13 protein-coding genes and 1 pseudogene are annotated in these 17,731 nt (G+C 69.9%); 5 read left to right on the forward strand and 9 right to left on the reverse strand.

The annotated features are described in order from the left end of the window. Positions 1-140 precede the first annotated feature (140 nt). Positions 141-725, forward strand: a complete 585-nt coding sequence (locus FGD71_RS41890; RefSeq protein ID WP_119105824.1) for a putative glycolipid-binding domain-containing protein — start codon at positions 141-143, stop codon at positions 723-725. A gap of 17 nt (positions 726-742) precedes the next feature. On the opposite strand, the gene FGD71_RS41895 is transcribed toward FGD71_RS41890, so the two are convergent. Both FGD71_RS41895 and FGD71_RS41900 read right to left on the reverse strand, forming a co-directional pair. Beyond that, a complete protein-coding gene (locus FGD71_RS41895; protein ID WP_119105825.1) occupies positions 743-2,383 on the reverse strand; it encodes an ABC-F family ATP-binding cassette domain-containing protein in 1,641 nt (546 codons plus the stop codon). 149 nt (positions 2,384-2,532) lie between these two features. Next, on the reverse strand, positions 2,533-3,552 hold the full coding sequence (locus FGD71_RS41900) for an oxidoreductase (protein ID WP_119105826.1): 1,020 nt from the start codon (positions 3,550-3,552) through the stop codon (positions 2,533-2,535). 66 nt (positions 3,553-3,618) lie between these two features. Between FGD71_RS41900 and FGD71_RS41905 the strand changes: the two genes are divergently transcribed. Beyond that, complete coding sequence (locus FGD71_RS41905; protein ID WP_162931373.1) at positions 3,619-4,575, forward strand: FAD-dependent oxidoreductase; 957 nt, start codon at positions 3,619-3,621, stop codon at positions 4,573-4,575. A gap of 8 nt (positions 4,576-4,583) precedes the next feature. On the opposite strand, the gene FGD71_RS41910 is transcribed toward FGD71_RS41905, so the two are convergent. The 3 genes from FGD71_RS41910 to FGD71_RS41920 form a co-directional block, all read right to left on the reverse strand. Continuing rightward, on the reverse strand, positions 4,584-6,293 hold the full coding sequence (locus FGD71_RS41910; protein WP_119105827.1) for a BCCT family transporter: 1,710 nt from the start codon (positions 6,291-6,293) through the stop codon (positions 4,584-4,586). A gap of 97 nt (positions 6,294-6,390) precedes the next feature. Beyond that, positions 6,391-7,680 carry a M14 family metallopeptidase gene (locus FGD71_RS41915; RefSeq protein ID WP_119105828.1) on the reverse strand — a complete coding sequence of 430 codons (1,290 nt, stop codon included), beginning with the start codon at positions 7,678-7,680 and terminating at the stop codon, positions 6,391-6,393. Beyond that, entirely contained in the window at positions 7,680-9,641 is a 1,962-nt protein-coding gene (locus tag FGD71_RS41920; RefSeq protein WP_119105829.1) for a Xaa-Pro dipeptidyl-peptidase, read from the reverse strand. The genes FGD71_RS41915 and FGD71_RS41920 overlap by 1 nt, the downstream gene beginning before the upstream one ends. A gap of 225 nt (positions 9,642-9,866) precedes the next feature. Here FGD71_RS41920 and FGD71_RS41925 point away from each other — a divergent pair, with 225 nt between their 5' ends. Continuing rightward, a complete protein-coding gene (locus tag FGD71_RS41925; RefSeq protein ID WP_181359381.1) occupies positions 9,867-11,363 on the forward strand; it encodes a M1 family metallopeptidase in 1,497 nt (498 codons plus the stop codon). A gap of 317 nt (positions 11,364-11,680) precedes the next feature. After that, the gene (locus tag FGD71_RS41930; protein WP_119105831.1) at positions 11,681-12,628 is read left to right on the forward strand and encodes a serine protein kinase RIO; all 948 of its coding nucleotides are present in this window, start codon (positions 11,681-11,683) and stop codon (positions 12,626-12,628) included. Between the two features lie 80 nt (positions 12,629-12,708). On the opposite strand, the gene FGD71_RS41935 is transcribed toward FGD71_RS41930, so the two are convergent. Both FGD71_RS41935 and FGD71_RS49470 read right to left on the reverse strand, forming a co-directional pair. Then, the gene (locus FGD71_RS41935; protein WP_119105850.1) at positions 12,709-13,197 is read right to left on the reverse strand and encodes a F0F1 ATP synthase subunit B family protein; all 489 of its coding nucleotides are present in this window, start codon (positions 13,195-13,197) and stop codon (positions 12,709-12,711) included. Positions 13,198-13,306: 109 nt separating this feature from the next. Next, positions 13,307-13,420, reverse strand: a pseudogene (locus FGD71_RS49470) (Appr-1-p processing protein); the annotation flags it as partial. Positions 13,421-13,516: 96 nt separating this feature from the next. Here FGD71_RS49470 and FGD71_RS41945 point away from each other — a divergent pair. Beyond that, complete coding sequence (locus tag FGD71_RS41945) at positions 13,517-14,221, forward strand: MerR family transcriptional regulator (RefSeq protein ID WP_119105832.1); 705 nt, start codon at positions 13,517-13,519, stop codon at positions 14,219-14,221. 32 nt (positions 14,222-14,253) lie between these two features. Here the strand turns inward: FGD71_RS41945 and FGD71_RS41950 are convergent, their stop codons facing one another. After that, positions 14,254-16,443 carry a 3-hydroxyacyl-CoA dehydrogenase NAD-binding domain-containing protein gene (locus FGD71_RS41950; protein WP_119105833.1) on the reverse strand — a complete coding sequence of 730 codons (2,190 nt, stop codon included), beginning with the start codon at positions 16,441-16,443 and terminating at the stop codon, positions 14,254-14,256. 29 nt (positions 16,444-16,472) lie between these two features. After that, a complete protein-coding gene (locus FGD71_RS41955) occupies positions 16,473-17,687 on the reverse strand; it encodes an acetyl-CoA C-acetyltransferase (RefSeq protein ID WP_119105834.1) in 1,215 nt (404 codons plus the stop codon). Between the last annotated feature and the right edge of the window lie 44 nt (positions 17,688-17,731).

Here is a 17,731-nt window from a genome sequence, read left to right on the forward strand (position 1 = left end):
CCGGGCTGGTCGATCCGAAGGGCGGACGGGGGCGCGGCTGAACGCTGCGGGTAGGTGGGCTGGGGGTTTCTTTCCCCAAGCCCACCCCTTCCCGAAACGGGGGCTGCGCCCCTGAAGGGGCGCGCCCGTACAGTGGCTGCATGTCCGTCTCACGTGTTCTCACCTGGGAAGTCATTGAAAGCAGGGGGTACGAGACCGCCTGGGTCGAGCGCTACGGCAGCACGCTGCGGGCTCGAGGGCGGGCGGTCGGTACTGCTCCGGAGCCGTACTGGATCTCGTACGAACTCGACACCGCCGAGGGCTTCGTGACGCGTCGGCTGCGGGTGACGGCCGAGTCCGCCTCCGGGACCCGTGTACTCGACCTGCGGCACGACGGCGAAGGACGCTGGACCGCCGACGAGAGGCGGTTGCCCGAGGTCGACGGCGCCCTCGACTGCGACCTGGGACTGTGTCCGCTCACGAACACGATGCCGGTGCTGCGCCACGGGCTCCATCGGGCGCCGGGAGCAGCCGGGACGGGCGACTTCCTGATGGCCTGGGTCTCGGTGCCGGATCTGGCCGTGCGGGCGTCCCGGCAGACCTACACGCATCTCGCACGGACCGATCACGGCGGGCGGGTCCACTTCGCCTCAGGCGACTTCCACAGAGACCTGGAGTTCGACGCGGACGGGTACGTCATCGACTACCCCACCCTGGCGCGGCGCCTGGCCGCACGCCCGGGGTAGCCTCCGTCAGCGCTCCGTCAGCGCTCCGTCACCTTGCCGTCCGCGACCTCCAGCCGCCGTGTCGTCCGCACCGCGTCGAGCATCCGCCGGTCGTGGGTGACCAGGAGCAGCGTGCCCTCGTACGCGTCCAGGGCCGACTCCAGCTGCTCGATCGCCGGCAGGTCCAGGTGGTTGGTCGGCTCGTCCAGGACGAGGAGGTTGACGCCGCGGCCCTGCAGCAGGGCCAGAGCCGCGCGGGTGCGCTCCCCCGGTGAGAGCCTCGCGGCGGCGCGCAGCACATGGTCGGACTTGAGGCCGAACTTGGCGAGGAGCGTGCGCACTTCGACCGGCTCCGTGTCCGGGACCGCCGCACGGAACGCGTCGAGCAGCGATTGCGAGGCGTGGAACAGTTTGCGGGCCTGGTCGACCTCACCGACGATCACGCCCGAGCCGAGGGCGGCATGGCCCGCGTCCAGCGGCACGCGGCCCAGCAGGGCGGCGAGCAGCGTGGACTTGCCCGCACCGTTCGCGCCGGTGACGGCCACGCGGTCCGCCCAGTCGATCTGGAGCGTCGCCGGGCCGAAGGTGAAGTCACCGCGGCGCACCTCCGCGTCGCGCAGGGTGGCGACCACGGCACCCGATCGTGGCGCCGCGGCGATCTCCATCCGCAGTTCCCACTCCTTGCGCGGCTCCTCGACGGTGTCGAGCCGTTCGATCATGCGCTGGGTCTGCCGGGCCTTCGCGGCCTGCTTCTCGCTGGCCTCGCTGCGGAACTTGCGCCCGATCTTGTCGTTGTCGCTGCCCCCCTTGCGCCGCGCGTTCTTGACGCCCTTGTCCATCCAGGCGCGCTGCATCTGGGCCCGCCCTTCGAGCGCGGCCCTCTTGTCGGCGTACTCCTCGTAGTCCTCGCGGGCGTGCCGGCGTGCCACGTCCCGCTCCTCGAGATAGGCCTCGTATCCGCCGCCGTAGAGCGTGATCTGCTGCTGAGCGAGGTCGAGTTCGAGGACCTTGGTGACGGTGCGGCTGAGGAACTCGCGGTCGTGGCTCACGACGACCGTGCCCGCGCGCAGCCCGCCCACGAAGCGCTCCAGGCGCTCCAGGCCGTCCAGGTCGAGGTCGTTGGTCGGCTCGTCGAGCAGGAAGACGTCGTACCGGGAGAGCAGCAGGGAGGCGAGTCCGGCGCGCGCCGCCTGGCCGCCGGACAGCGACGTCATCGGCTGGTCCAGGCCGACACCGAGGCCGAGGGAGTCGGCGACCTCCTCGGCCCGCTCGTCGAGGTCGGCTCCGCCGAGACCGAGCCACCGCTCCAGACTGGTCGCGTACGCGTCGTCCGAGCCCGGTGCCCCGTCGACGAGCGCCTGCGTGGCCTCGTCCATCACGCGCTGGGCCTCGGCGACACCCGTGCGGCGGGCGAGGAACTCCCGCACGGTCTCGCCGGGCCGGCGGTCCGGCTCCTGCGGCAGATGCCCGACGGTGGCGCCCGGCGGGGAGAGCCTCAGCTCGCCCTGCTCGGGCGTGAGCAGCCCGGCGAGCAGGCACAGCAACGTGGACTTGCCCGCGCCGTTGGCACCGACCAGCCCGATCACATCGCCGGGCGCGACGACGAGGTCGAGCCCGGAGAAGAGGGAGCGGTCGCCGTGACCGGCGGCGAGATTCTTGGCGACGAGAGTGGCAGTCATCAGGGAGCAGATCCTAATCGCCCGGCTCACACATCAGCGCCCGGATCTACTCCTCACCACCGTCTCTCCGCGCCTACCGCCTCTCCACGCCCACCGCCCCACCCTCAGCGCGCCACCGACTCTCCGCGCCACCGCCACCGCCCCCGCCCTCAGCGCGCCATCGCCTCCACGAGCACGCTCCCCGACGTCCGCGCCACGATGAAGGCCTCCCCCTTCGTGGCCTTCGCGTCCAGCGCGAGCCGGTGCCGGCCTGCGTCCAGGACGCCGTCGAAGACCTCGTACGCGTGCGTGCGGTACAGCCGGTCCAGCCGGTACGCGATCAGCTGCACCCGGCAGGTGGAGGTGACCTCCACGCCCGCCTCGCCGTCGGCGGCGACCAGGCGGGTGAGGCGGCGCTGGTCCCGGGGGCTGCGGTCCAGGGCGTGTTCGATCTGCGCGACGAGCAGCGGGATGATCGGGGCGAGTCCGTCGACGTACGCGACCTCGACGCCGGCGCGCTCGAAGGCCTGCCGTACGGAGGCACGCTCCTGCTCACCGACGGCTCGGCCGAAGGCGACGGCGCCGTAGGTGCGCAGTTCATCGGCGGGGACGTCGGCGGCGTCCCGGGTGATCTCGGCGCCGATGCCGATGGTGCGCAGGGCGGCGGCGAGCTTGGCGAGGACGGCGACGCGCGCACCGATCAGCAGGACACGGCGACGCTCGCCGCCGGGGCCTGTGAGCAGGGAGCCCAGCGCCTCACGGTACTCGGCGCCGCGGAAGCGGAACGGGCCGATGCCGTGATAGCCGTTCAGCTCCAGATCCGCCCGCTCGTCCGTCTGCCAGGCGAAGTCGCGCCACACATAGTCCTCGCCCAGCTTCTCGATCATCGCGGTGACGGCACCGCACGCGAGGTCCGCGCATTCGGGACAGCCGTAGATCACGTACCGACCGCCCTCCAACGGGGCGTCGGCTTCCAGCAGGAGACTGCGCACCTGCGCGGTGAAGATCGCGGGCGGCACGTCGGAGGCGAGGGGGGACACGGCGTCGAGGTCGGAGAGTTGGAACAGCAGCGGCTGTCCGTTGACGATGAAGTCCACGAAATCCCGGTGTACCTGGTAGTCACCGTTGGCAAGGACTCCACCGGCACGCATGGCCGGTGCCAGGCCGAAGGTCGCGTACTCGGCAGACATGGTGTGAGTATCCCCAGACTGGGGGTGATGTGAGCACGGCATGGCACATTCCGTTAACGTCCGCCTGTGAACAGTGAGCTGAGCGGTGACGTGACAGTGGTCGGTGGCGGCGTCATAGGGCTGACGACAGCCGTCGTCCTCGCGGAGAGCGGCCTGCGCGTCAGAATCTGGACGCGGGAGCCGGCCGAGCGGACCACCTCGGCTGTTGCGGGCGCGCTGTGGTGGCCGTACCGCATCGAGCCGGAGGCACTCGTCGGCGAGTGGGCACTCCAATCACTGTCCGTGTACGAGGAGTTGGCGGCGCGGCCCGACGAGACCGGCGTACGGATGGTCGAGGGCGTAAACGGCGGCACATCGCTGGACGACTTGGGGCCGTGGGCGGCGCGGGTGCCGGGGCTGCGGGCGGCGACGGCCGAGGAGTATCCCCTGCCGGGGCCGGGACTGTGGGCGCGACTGCCGATGATCGACATGCCCGTGCATCTGGCCTGGCTGCGCGAGCGGTTCGTCAGGGCAGGCGGGACGATCGAGGAGCGGCACGTCACGGATCTCGCGGAGGTCGCGGCGCCGGTCGTGGTCAACTGCACGGGGCTCGGCGCACGGGAGCTCGTACCGGATCCAGGAATGTGGCCCGTGCGGGGGCAGCTCGTCGTCGTGGAGAACCCGGGCGTGACCACCTGGCTGACCGCGGTGGACTCCGGCGACAAAGGGACGTACTTCTTTCCGCAGCCAGGCACGCTGGTACTCGGCGGGACGGCGGAAGAGGGCGAGTGGTCGCTGACGCCCGACCCAGGGGTGGCCGAGGAGATCGTGCGGCGCTGTGCCGCGGTGCGACCGGAGATCGCCGGGGCGCGGGTCCTCGAGCACCGCGTGGGGCTGCGCCCCGCGCGCCACGCGGTACGGCTCGAGCGTGAACTCCTGCCAGGTGGTTCGGTGCTGGTGCACAACTACGGGCACGGAGGGGCCGGCGTCACGGTGGCGTGGGGCTGCGCGCGGGAGGCGGCCCGGCTCGCCGCCTCCCGCTGACGCCTGGCTCAGCGGTGCTCGTGCCCGAGTGGATCCCCTTCCGTCTCGGTGCCGGGGCCGGGCCCGACCCTGAGTCCGAAGTCGCCGTCGTACTCCTTGTGGCCCTGGATCACGGCGAGTTCGACGGCCTCGGAACCCATCGCGCTCCGCACGATGACCGGGTCCTTGCGCAGGTCACGCATGAGGGCGACGCACATCCCGATCATGATGACCACGAAGGGCGCGGCCGCGAGGATGGTGAGGTTCTGCAAGCCGGTGAGCGCGTCGCCCTTGCCGCTGCCGATGAGGAGCATGATCGCGGCGACGGCTCCGGTTACCACGCCCCAGAACACCACGACGAGACGGCCGGGTTCGAGCGCACCCTTCTGCGAGAGCGTGCCCATCACGATGGACGCGGCGTCGGCTCCCGAGACGAAGAAGATGCCGACCAGGATCATCACGAGCAGGCTGGTGGCCGTCGCGATGGGGAACTCCTGGAGAACGCCGAAGAGTTGCCCCTCGGGCGTCGCCTCCTTGGAGAGCCGGTCGCCCTCCTGGAGCTTCATCGCCGAACCGCCGAAGAACGCGAACCAGACCAGACTGACGGTGCTGGGCACGAGGATGACGCCGCCGACGAACTGGCGGATGGTGCGGCCGCGGCTGATGCGGGCGATGAACATACCGACGAAGGGCGTCCAGGAGATCCACCAGGCCCAGTAGAAGACGGTCCAGCTGCTCAGCCAGTCCGCGACGCCCTCGCCGCCGCTGGCGTCGGTACGGCCCGCGAGCTGCGGCAGGTCACCCAGGAAGGCGAAGATCGACGTGGGCAGCAGATCGAGAATGATGACGGTCGGGCCGGCGACGAACACGAACAGGGCGAGCACCAGCGCCAGCACCATGTTGATGTTGGACAGCCACTGGATGCCCCGCTCGATGCCCGAGACGGCCGAGGCGACGAAGGCCGCCGTCAGCACGGCGATGATGGTGACGAGCAACGTGGTGCTCACCTCGTCCAACCAGTTCAGCTCCGTGAAGCCGGAGCCGATCTGGAGCGCGCCCAGGCCCAGTGAGGCCGCGGAGCCGAAGACCGTGGCGACGATCGCGAGGATGTCGATCACGCGGCCGGCGCTGCCGTTCGCGTGCTTCTCACCGATGAGCGGGGTGAAGACCGCGCTGATCGTCTGACGCCGGCGTTTGCGGAAGGTGCTGTAGGCGATGGCGAGACCGACCACCGCGTAGATCGCCCAGGGATGGAGCGTCCAGTGGAAGAGGGTGGTGGCCATCGCCGTTTCCATGCGCTCCGCCGAGTCGGCGGGGCTGGTGCCCGGCGGGGGCGTGGTGTAGTGCGAGAGCGGCTCGCTCACGCCGTAGAACATCAGGCCGATGCCCATGCCGGCGCTGAACATCATCGCGACCCAGGACACAGTGCGGAATTCGGGCTCCTCGCCCTCCGTACCGAGGTGGATCCGTCCGTAGCGACTGACCGCGAGCCAGAGCGCGAAGACCACGAAGCCGGAGGCGGCGAGCATGAAGGCCCAACCGCCGTTGTGCATGAGGCCGCTGAGCATGTCGCCCGAGACGCTCTCCAGCGAGTCGGTCGCGACCGCACCCCAGATCACGAAAGCGACGGTGAGCGCGGCGGTGACTCCGAACACCACACGGTCGGTGTTATGGGCGGGGGTGCCCGGGATGTCCGCGGACTCTCCCAGGCCTCCCCGCTTCTTCAGATCCTCTGTCATCCGCGGCACCTTCCCCCGAAAGCCGTTGCGACACTTATTCCTCTGTCGTTCATGTCTCTACGATCTACCACAGGCGCGATTTCCAATAGCGATCGCGTCAGCAATCGTTGCCGGGCTCTCCGATCGCGAGGTGATAGGGCGCGCGTTTGTCAAGGAGTAGCGGCACAAGTGCCCGCATGGACTGACGTAGGGGCACAAACATGCCCTCACTGCCCTTTGTCACCTTGACTCCGTGCAGGGCGAACTCGTCCTTGAGATCCGCGTACTGCCCGGCGGTGAGCCGGTAGGCGCAGGGCGGGTCCTGGATGATCTCGGACGGTTCGGCCGGGTCGTTGTCGGCGCCGCCGACGTAGACCGGTCCACTGTCCCGGTAGCCGGCGAGCCGGGCGGCCGACGTGGCCGCCTCGATCCGGGTGCGGCGCTCGCCCGAGTAGGCGAACAGCCCGTCCAGTGCCGCCAGCTGGGAGTGGACACGGCGCCGGTTGTTGAGCGCCTCGTCGGCCTTTTCCGCGTCGGTCAGGGGGTCGACGCGGCTCTCTATGAGCAGACCGACCCCGTGTTTGACGCCGGACATGTTCCGCAGGATCCGTTCCTGCCCGTCGCCCGCGACCTGTTTGATGGGGTCGCCGGTCTCGGGGTCGGTCCAGATGCCGTACGTCCCGGTCGAGTACCCCGCTGTGCCGGCGGCGGGCCGCACATAGCCCTCCGACAACGTCTGCGCCTCGTCGTGCACCGCCCCGTCGGTGTTGAGGTTGCGCGGCCAGAGGTCGAACAGGTCCTTGTCGTAGTACTGCGGGGTGGCCCCGTACTCGTGCAGGTCGTAGACCACGTCGGGCTTGCGGTCGCGGATGACGGCCGCCATGGCCCGGGCCTCGGCCGTCGCCAGCGAGAGATGGTCGCGGTTGATGTCGACGCCGTCGCTGTTGCCACGGGTGTCGGCGGCCCGCCCGTCCGGGTTGGCGGTGGGTACGACGAGCAGGGTGGTGCGGTCCAGGAACGCCCGGGTGCGTGCGTCCTTCGCGTAGGCGAGGTCGCGGATGGTGGTGAGGCAGGCCTCGCGGCCGGACGGCTCGTCGCCGTGCTGACTGCACACGAGCAGCACGGTGTGGGCGGTGGTGCGCCCGCTGCCGACGCGTACGAGCTGGAGCGGGCGGTCCTGCCGGGTGGTGCCGATCCGGTTCACGGAGACCCGGCCGCTCGCCTTGTCGACGGCGGCCAGGAAGTCCTGCTCCTCGGGCTGACTGGTCCAGCGTGCGCCGTCGGTCCGCTCGAATCCGGTACGAGGCGGGGTCGCGGCCGCGTGGGCGGGCACGGTCAGGAGTGGCCCGAGGAGCACCGCCGCCGACACGGCGGACAGGCCGATGGCTTTGATGTGACGGGGCGTCATCAGCGGCTTCCTCCGGGGACGCGCTGCGGGGTGCGGGGGTCGGCGACGCCGTCGAGGGCGGCCTCGGGCGTGATATGAGCGGATCCCGAGGTGGCGGCCGTGAAGGCCTGGCTGCCTCCGACGAGCGGCACGCTGGCCGTCGTACGGGACAGGTCGAGCTTGAGTGTGGGCTGGGTCGAGGGCGGGTCGATGAGATCCTTGTCGGTCCCCGCGACGATCAGCGCCAGCCGGTGGCCGGCCGGGATCACGTGGTCGCTCGCGTGCAGGTCGAGGGTGATGGTGTACGGCTTGCCCGGGGTGAGCGGGACGCCCTTCAGGTCCGAGGCGTGGTTGCCGAGGTCGGCCCAACCGCGGCTGAAGACGGTGTAGTCGACGTCCGCGGTCTTGGCCTGTGTCTCCTTGAAGCAGGAGCTGTCGCCCGTGGTGCTCGGGCCCCAGCAGCTGCGGTCGGTGAGCGTGGTGATGCCCTCGGCGGCGTCCGCGTAGTCGCGGATGGTGGACGGGCCCAGGTCGACGAGGACCGCCGACAGGTGGGCCGTCGAGGTGCTCGGCGTGGCGGTGACCGTCACCTTCGAGGAGCCGGACAGGCGCAGGCTCTTGATGAGCGGCTTGGTGATGAATCCGGCCTTACTGGCGGTGGACTGGTCGATCTGCGCGGCCCAGTCGGTCTCGCTCTGCTGCGGGTTGTCGGTGAACGTCTCGGTGCCCGATCCGGTACGCAGCCCAAGGGTCCCTACGCCGGCCTGCTCGCCCTTGCCGGGGCGCAGGCTCACGGAATCCGTGCCGCGCGGCGGCCAGACGGTGGACGTGACCCACTGGTCGGGGGCGCGCTCGATGTCCGCCATGGGCTCGTCGTCGATGCCGTTGTCGTAGCCGAGGAGTTCATGGTCGAACCAGCGGTGCAGGGTGTCCACCCACTCGGCGCGGCGGAAGTCGAAGGGGTCGACATGGCCGGTCTGCGACAGCCAGATCTTGCGCTCGACACCGTTCTTGGCGAGGGCGTCCCACCACTGGCCGAAGTGCTTGGGGCGGACGTTGAGGTCCTGCATGCCGTGGATGACGAACACGCTCGCGTCGACCTTGCCGGCGTCCTTCACGTAGTCGCGCTCGGTCCACAGCTTCGTCCAGTCGCCCGTGCGCGGGGCCTCGTCGACGAGGCGCTTCTGGACGGCGGCGCACTTGGCGCGGGCGTCCGGGCTCTCGACGTAGTCGGACAGCCAGTCGGGGCCGGAGTCGTAGAGCGGGGCGCCCTTGGCGAAGTAGTAGTCGTACCAGGAGGAGATGCCGGCGATCGGGACGATCGTCTTCAGGCCCTCGACTCCCGTCGCGGCGACCCCGTTCGCGACGGTGCCGTCGTAACTCTTTCCGATCATGCCCGTGTTGCCGTTGGTCCAGCCCGCCTTGGCGCGGACGGTGCCGGTGCGGGAGGTGTAGCCCTTGGCCCGGCCGTTCAGCCAGTCGACGACGGCCTTCGCGGACTGGACGTCGGAGCGGCCGCCGACGTCCACGCAGCCGTCGGAGCGGTTGGTGCCGGCGAAGTCGACTCCGACGAAGGCGTAGCCGCGCGGCACGAAGTAGTTGTCGTAGAACAGCGGCATCTGGACGACGTCGCCCTGGGCGTCGTACGTCTTCTTCTGGCTCTCGTTGCCGCGCCCGCAGCAGGCGTAGTACGGGCTGGCGTCCATGATCACGGGTATCTTGCGGCCCTGCTGGGCGGGTTCGCGCGGCCGGACGATGTCGGCGGCGACGCGGTCCGTCTTCCCGTCCGAGTCGCCGTCGAGCCCGGTGTCGACCCATACGGACTCGCGGATCGCGTTCTCGTACGAGTAGACGGGTTTGCTCTCCCGTGGCGCGCTGTGCGCGGAGACCGGGGTGAGCAACGTCGCCATCAGGGCGGCGATGGCCGCTGTCGCGAACGTTCTCCAGGTGGTGAGGCGCATGTGGCGCGCGCGTATCGGCATGCGCGGAAGGTACCCCGGTCAACTCCCGGGCAAAAGAGGGCCGTTCGGGGTCGGTGAGGCAGGCGGACGGATTGGGCCCGAGTAGGCCGTGAAGGTCCGTGGGACGGATTGGCTCATGTCGGCCGAATGGCGATCGTGTGACAGCGGTGGCCGTGGACACGACCGGGACCGCGGCGAATGAATAGTCTGCGAACTGACCTTGGGCACCGACGACTTGGAGCTTTTGTGCACCGCAGACTGATCGCCCCGGGCGCGCTCGCCGCCTCCCTGATGCTGGCGATCCCGGCATCGGCGGCGGACTACAGTCCTGGGGCGCCGGGCATCGGCGACCCCTACTACCCCGCGTACGGCAACGGCGGATACGACGTCTCGCACTACGACCTCCGGCTCAAGTACCAGCCTGAATCGGACAAGTTGGAGGGCACGGCGACCCTCCTGGCCACCACCACGCAGGATCTGTCGCGGTTCAATCTGGACTTCCTGCTCGACGTCAGCGAGGTGAGGGTCAACGGCGCGAGGGCGTCGTTCACGACCTCCGGCGAGCACGAGTTGGAGATCACTCCGAAGACACCGCTGCCCAAGGGCACGGCCGTCACCGTCGTGGTGCGCTACAGCGGGGTGCCGTCCTCGAAGGAGGCGTACGGGTTCACCAGCTGGCACCGCACTCCGGACGGCGGAGTCGGGGCGAACGAGCCCGAGGCGGCCTGGTGGTGGTTCCCGAGCAACGACCATCCGCTGGACAAGGCCACGTACGACGTGTCGGTGGCGGTGCCGGACGGGACGCAGGCGATCTCCAACGGCACGCTGCAGTCGGCGACTTCGCGGCTCGGCTGGACGCGGTACAACTGGCGGTCCAACAAGCCTCAGGCCACGTATCTCGCCACGCTGGCGGTCGGCAGGTTCGACGTGACGACCGGGACGTCGGAGAGCGGCATCCCGATCGTCAACGCGTACAGCAAGGATCTGGGCGACAACTACGGGGCCGCGCGGGCGAGCATCGAGCGCACCGGGGAGATCGCCGACTGGCTGGCCGAGTACTTCGGGCCGTACCCGTTCAACGCGCTCGGCGGCTATGTCCCGAACCTCACCACCACCGGGTACGCGTTGGAGACGCAGACGCGGCCGTTCTACAGCCCGCGCCAGTTCGCGAACGGGACGAACGTGTCCGTCGTCGTCCATGAGCTGGCCCATCAGTGGTACGGCGACTATGTTTCCGTCGCCGGATGGAAGGACATCTGGGTCAACGAGGGCTTCGCGCGGTACGCGCAGTGGCTGTGGTCGGAGCACGAGGGCGAGGGCACGGCGCAGGAGATCGCGGACTACGTGTACGCGTCGCATCCGGCCGACGACGCCTTCTGGACGGTCAAGCCCGGGGATCCGGGGCCGGAGAACCAGTTCCACATCGCCGTGTACGACCGTGGGGCGCTGGCCCTCCAGGCGCTGCGGAACGAGATCGGTGACGAGGCGTTCTTCGCCATCCTGAAGGGCTGGCCGAAGCAGTACGCGCACGGCAACGCGACCGTCGGCGACTTCCTGAGGTACGCCGAGAAGGTCTCGGGCCAGCCCCTTGCCGCCCTCTTCGACACCTGGCTCTACCAGGCCTCCAAGCCGAGCGAACCCGCGGCTCGGGAAGCGTCGATCGCTCCTCGCTCCGCGACGACACCGGCTCAGCCGAAGTCCTGGAAGAAGATCGCGCAGACCAATTCGGTGCACGAGCACTAGTAGGACTCCGTCAGGTCTTCCGGTCTGTGCTCGTGAGGAGCATGTGGGAGACCGTGGACATGCGGCGGGTCGAGGGTCTGCGGAGTGACTTGGCTCAGTTCGTGGCGGAGTGCATCACGCCGGAAACCCCCGGCACCGCCGGGGCCGCTCGACGCGGACCGGCTTTATTCGGTTGCCGCTCCCGTGTCCGCCCCTCACCATGGGCGAGACACCGGGAGCTGCCCGGTGCTCCACGAGAGGAGGCACGACCGTGACTACGACTGTCCTCGGCCTGCCCGCAGACCGACTCTCTCTCACCTCATGGAGCACCTCCAGCGATGTCTCACGACGATCTCTCGCAGCACCCTCAGCACCCTCAGCACCGGGCATTTCCTGACGACTTCATCACCGACCCCTACCGCTACGTCCCGCCGCCGGACGACCTGGGCGACGTCGACGACCGGTTCGTCTTCGACTTCCGTGCCTACGACGACCTCGAGGACGGCCAGCGCTGGTCGACCTGGCTCAGCGTCGAACCCCTCTGCCGAGGCCCCGAGCCGCTCCCGGACTGGGTGGTGACCTCGCAGGGCGCGATCGACACCGAGCTCGGCGTCCTCAAGACCGGCAAGGAGGCCGACGTCCACCTCGTCGAGCGCGCCGACCCGCTCGACCCCGCCGCCGGCGTGGTCATGGCGGCCAAGCGGTACCGCTCTCCCGAGCACAGGACCTTCCACCGCGCCGCGTCCTACACCGAGGGCCGCTCGATGAAGCGCTCACGTGACGAGCGGGCCCTCAAGCGGAAGAGCACCTTCGGCCGGCAGGTCGCGGCCGGCGAGTGGGCGGTGTCCGAGTGGGGTGCGCTGGTGCGGCTCTGGGACCTCGGGCTGCCGGTTCCCTACCCGGTCCAGATCGACGGCACCGAGATCCTGATGGAGTGGATCACCGTCGTCGACGAGGACGGCGCCGTCGAGACCGCGCCCCGGCTCGCCCAGGTTCGCCCCTCACCCGAGCTGCTGGCGGCGTACTTCGAGCAGCTCACCGATGCGCTCGCGACGATGGTGCAGAACGGCGTCGTGCACGGCGACCTCTCGGCGTACAACATCCTGGCGGCGGGCGAGCGGCTGGTCATCATCGACCTGCCACAGTTCGTCGACCTGGTCGGCAACCCCAACGGGATGAACTTCCTCCAGCGCGACTGCGCCAACATCTGCGGCTGGTTCCGCTCGCGGGGCCTCGATGCCGACGAGCACGCGCTGTTCGCGGAGCTGATGGCGCACGCCTTCTGAACCGGGCGGCTGGTTGTGCGCTTCCCGGAGGTCCGGGTTGGTGCGGTCGATGGGGGCTGGCCACGCAGTCCCCGCGCCCCTTACTGGGCGCGACCGGATCTCGGCTCCATGGGAGCCGAGATCCGTTCTCCCACCACGCGGCTCGCCAAGTTCGAGGCCAGTTCCGAGACGGACATGCGGAGTTCGGTCTCGGCGGCGGCACATTCGGCCTCGATCCGGGCGCGGCCCTCGGCCAGGATGGCATCGCGTTCGTCCTGGCCTTCGGCTCGGGCCGCCGCGATGACCGCGGCGCCCTCCTCGAAGGCCTGCTGGCGGATCCGGGCCGCGTCGTGCCGGGCGTCGGCCAGTACCGCCACCGCCTCGGCCCGCTTCTCCTCGGCGCGGGCCCGTACCGCCTCGGCGTGTTCGGCGGCGCCTCTGATCGCCTCGTCCCGCGCATCGAGCACCCGTTGCATCCGGGGCAGCACCCGGACGAAGAACAGGAACACAGCGGCGAACAGCGCCAGCGCGACGAGGAGGTCCTGGACCTTCGGGTTGAGGGGGCCTACGGGGTAAGGAATGAGATCCATGGCCATGACTTACCCGATCAGGCGTGCACAACAACGCGCATCTGCGACAGAGTTGACCGAAAGTCACCGGTGCTCATGAAGAGGTGCCGGGAGCGGCCGGGAACTCCACTCAGTCCCCGTGGTCGTACACCGTCACCCCGATGCGCGGCATGTGCACGGAGGCGCCGAGTTCGACCGCTTTGCCGGCGAGCAGCCCGAGCGCGGTGTCGATCGCCTCGTAGCGCTGCTTTCACAACACTGGTGAGACAGCAATACTGTTGCACCGCACTGACGTAGTACCGGAAATACCGAAGGACCCGAAGGACCCGAAGGAGCAGCCATGGCGACGGACACCGAGGAGCCGACGCTCACCGTCGACGAACTGGCCGCGCGCGCGGGCGTCACGGTTCGTACGGTGCGTTTCTACGGCACCAGGGGGCTGCTGCCGCCGCCCGTGATCGGTCCGCGCCGCGTCGGGTTCTACGGGCAGCGGCACCTGTCCCGGCTCGTGCTGATCGAGGAGTTGCAGCATCAGGGGATGACGCTGGCCGCGATCGAGCGGTACCTGGAGCAGTTGCCGGGCGATCTGAGCGCCCATGACCTGGCGATCCATCGTGCGGTGGTGGCCTCGTGGGCACCCGACTCGGCGGAGGAGTTGAGCCGCGCCGAACTGGAGCGCCGGGCCGGGCGCCCGCTGAGCGAGGAGGATCTGGAGCGGCTCGCCGCGATGAACGTCCTCGCCAGAACCGAGGACGCGGGTGCGTTTCGGGTGGATCCGGGCCTGCTCCGGCTGGGCGTTCAGCTGCTCGACGTACCGATCGCGCACGAGACGATCCTCGCGGCGCGCGCTGTCCTGATGGAGCACACGCGCGCGGCGGCCCGCGAACTGTCCCGGCTGTTTCAGGCCGAGGTGTCCGAGCGCGAGTCGATGGCGGCGGTGAAGTCCCTGTCGGCGCACATGCAGCCCCTCGTGGTGCAGGCGCTCCTGACCACGTTCCAGCGCTCCCTGAACGGCGAGCTGCGGGAGTGGCTCAAGGATTCCTGAGCCACTCCCGCACGGCTCTCATCGGCCCACACTCAAGCGTCGCTGAACCGCTCGCCCTTCTCCGCCTTCTCCACGAGCAGCGCCGGCGGAGTGAACCGGTCCCCGTAACGCTCGGCGAGCTCACGCGCGCGGGCCACGAAGCCGGGCAGGCCGGCGCCCACCCCGGGGCCGCCCTCGTATCCGTTGATGTACTGCAGGACACCACCGGTCCATCCGGGGAAGCCGATCCCGAGGATGGACCCGATGTTGGCGTCGGCGACAGACGTCAGCACGCCCTCCTCCAGCAGCCTGACCGTGTCCAGCGCCTCCGAGAAGAGCATGCGCTCCTGCATGTCCTCGAAGGGGATGTCCGCACCCTCGCGTGTGAAGTGCTCCCGCAGCCCGGGCCAGAGCCCCGCGCGCTTCCCGTCGACGTACTCGTAGAAGCCCGCCCCGCCGCTGCGGCCGGTGCGGCCGAACTCGTCGATCATGCGGTCGATGACGGCCTCGGCGGGATGCGTGGCCCACGTGCCGCCGGACTCCTCGACGGCCCGCTTCGTCTCCGTACGGATCTTGCGCGGCAGGGTGAGCGTCAGCTCGTCCATGAGAGAGAGCACCTTGGCCGGGTAACCGGCCTGGGCCGCCGCCTGCTCGACGGAGGCGGGCTCGATGCCCTCGCCGACCATCGCCACGCCCTCGTTCATGAAGTGCCCGATGACCCGGGAGGTGAAGAAGCCGCGCGAGTCGTTGACGACGATCGGGGTCTTCTTGATCTGCCGTACGAGATCGAAGGCTCGGGCCAGGGCCTCCTCACCGGTCCGCTCGCCCTTGATGATCTCGACGAGCGGCATCTTGTCGACGGGTGAGAAGAAGTGCAGCCCGATGAAGTCGCCCTGCCGGTCGACGCCTTCGGCCAGCGCGGTGATGGGCAGGGTCGAGGTGTTGGAGCAGAGCAGCGCGTCGGGCTCGACGATGTGCTGGATCTCCTTGAACACCTTGCGCTTGAGCGCCGGGTCCTCGAAGACCGCCTCGATCACGGCGTCGCAGCCCGCGAGGTCCTCCGGCGCGGCGGTGGGAGTGATGCGGGCGAGCAGGGCGTCGGCCTTCTCCTGGGTCGTGCGTCCCCGGGAGACGGCCTTGGCGCAGAGCTTCTCGGAGTAGCCCTTGCCCTGCGCCGCCGCCTCGGGCGACACGTCCTTGAGGACGACGTCGATGCCCGCGCGTGCGCACGAGTAGGCGATGCCGGCGCCCATCATCCCGGCGCCCAGAACGGCGACCTTGCGGACCTGGCGCGGCTCGATGCCCTGGGGGCGGTTGGCGCCGGAGTTGACGGCCTGGAGGTCGAAGAAGAAGGCCTGGATCATGTTCTTGGAGGTCTGGCCCGCGGCCAGCTCCACGAAGTAGCGGGCTTCGATGACCTGGGCGGTCTCGAAGTCGACCTGGGAGCCCTCGACCGCGGCCGCGAGGATGTTCCACGGGGCCGGATAGGGCGCGCCGTTCGTCTGCTTGCGCAGGCTGGCCGGGAAGGCGGGCAGGTTCGCCGCGAACTTCGGGCTGGAGGGTGTGCCGCCCGGGATGCGGTAGCCGGGCTGGTCCCAGGGCTGCGACGACTCGGGGTGGGCGTCGATGAAGGCGCGGGCCCTGGCGAGCATCTCCTCGCGGGTGGTGGCCACTTCGTGGATGAGACCGTTGTCGAGGGCGCGGCGCGGGCTGTACTGCGTGCCCTGGAGGAGCACTTTCAGCAGCGCGTCGGCGATGCCCAGCAGCCGTACGGTCCGCACGACGCCGCCCCCGCCGGGCAGCAGGCCGAGGGTGACCTCGGGGCAGCCGATCTTGGAGCCGGGGGCGTCGAGGGCGACGCGGTGGTGACAGGCGAGGGCGATCTCGTAGCCGCCGCCCAGGGCCGCGCCGTTCATGGCGGCGACGACGGGCTTGCCCAGCTTCTCGATGCGGCGGAGGTCGCGCTTGACGGCGAGGCTCCGCTCGAAGGTGAACTGGGCGGTTTCGGGGGTGACCGCGATCAGGTCGCGCAGGTCGCCGCCCGCGAAGAAGGTCTTCTTGGCCGAGGTGAAGATGACGCCGCGGACGGAGTCCTGCTCGGCCTCCAGGCGGTCGGCGATCGCGGTGAGGGACTCCCGGAACGCCTGGTTCATGGTGTTCGCGGACTGGTGGGGGTCGTCGAGGACGAGGGTGACGACGCCGGTCTCGTCCTGTTCCCAGCGGATGGTGGTGCTCTCGGTCATGGCTGTTTCTCCGTAAGGGGACGGGACGTTCAGACGCGCTCGACGATGGTGGCGATGCCCATGCCGCCGCCGACGCACAGCGTGGCGAGGCCGAACCGCTTGTCCTGGCGCTCCAGTTCGTCGACGAGGGTGCCGAGAATCATCGCGCCGGTGGCGCCCAGCGGGTGACCGAGCGCGATGGCGCCGCCGTTGACGTTGATCTTGTCCAGGGACAGGCCCATGTCCCGGGCGAAGCGCAGGACGACCGCCGCGAAGGCTTCGTTGATCTCGACCAGGTCGATGTCGTCGATGGTCAGCCCGGCCTTGGCGAGCGCCTTGCGGGTCGCGGGCGCGGGCCCGGTGAGCATGATGGTGGGCTCGGAGCCGGAGACGGCGGCGGAGACGACGCGGGCGCGCGGCCGCAGCCCGTATCGCTCCCCCACCTCCTTGGAGCCGATCGCGACGAGCGAGGCGCCGTCCACGATGCCGGACGAGTTGCCCGCGTGGTGCACGTGGTCGATCTTCTCCACCCAGTGGTACTTCTGCAGCGCCACGGCGTCGAAGCCGCCCAGGTCGCCGATGTCGGCGAACGACGGCTTGAGCCCCGCGAGCGAGTCGGCGGTCGTGCCCGGACGCATGTGTTCGTCGTGGTCCAGGACGACGATGCCGTTGCGGTCCTTCACCGGTACGACGGACCGCTCGAAGCGGCCGTCCTTCCAGGCCGCGGCGGCGCGCTCCTGGGAGAGCGCCGCGTACTCGTCGACATCCCGGCGGGTGAAGCCCTCGATCGTGGCGATGAGGTCGGCGCCGATGCCCTGCGGGACGAAGTTGGTGGCGAGGTTGGTCATCGGGTCGGCGAACCAGGCGCCGCCGTCGGAGGCCATGGGCACCCGCGACATCGACTCGACGCCGCCCGCGAGGACGAGGTCCTCCCAGCCCGAACGGACCTTCGCGGCGGCCAGGTTGACGGCTTCGAGGCCGGAGGCACAGAAGCGGTTCTCCTGGACGCCGGCCACCGTGTCCGGCAGACCCGCCGCGACGGCCGCGATGCGGGCGATGTCGGAGCCCTGGTCGCCGACCGGGCCGACGACGCCGAGCACGATGTCGTCGACGGCGGCCGGGTCGAGGTCCGGGAAGCGGCTCCGGATCTCGTGGATGAGCCCGACGACCAGGTCGATGGGCTTCGTGCCGTGCAGGGCGCCGTTCGCCTTGCCGCGGCCCCGCGGGGTGCGGATCGCGTCGTACACGTACGCTTCGGTGCTCACTGGTAAGCCTTTCCATGGGGTCAGCCATGCGGGGACCGGCCGAT

The organism is Streptomyces sporangiiformans (assembly GCF_005768555.2).
GTDB lineage: Bacteria > Actinomycetota > Actinomycetes > Streptomycetales > Streptomycetaceae > Streptomyces > Streptomyces sporangiiformans.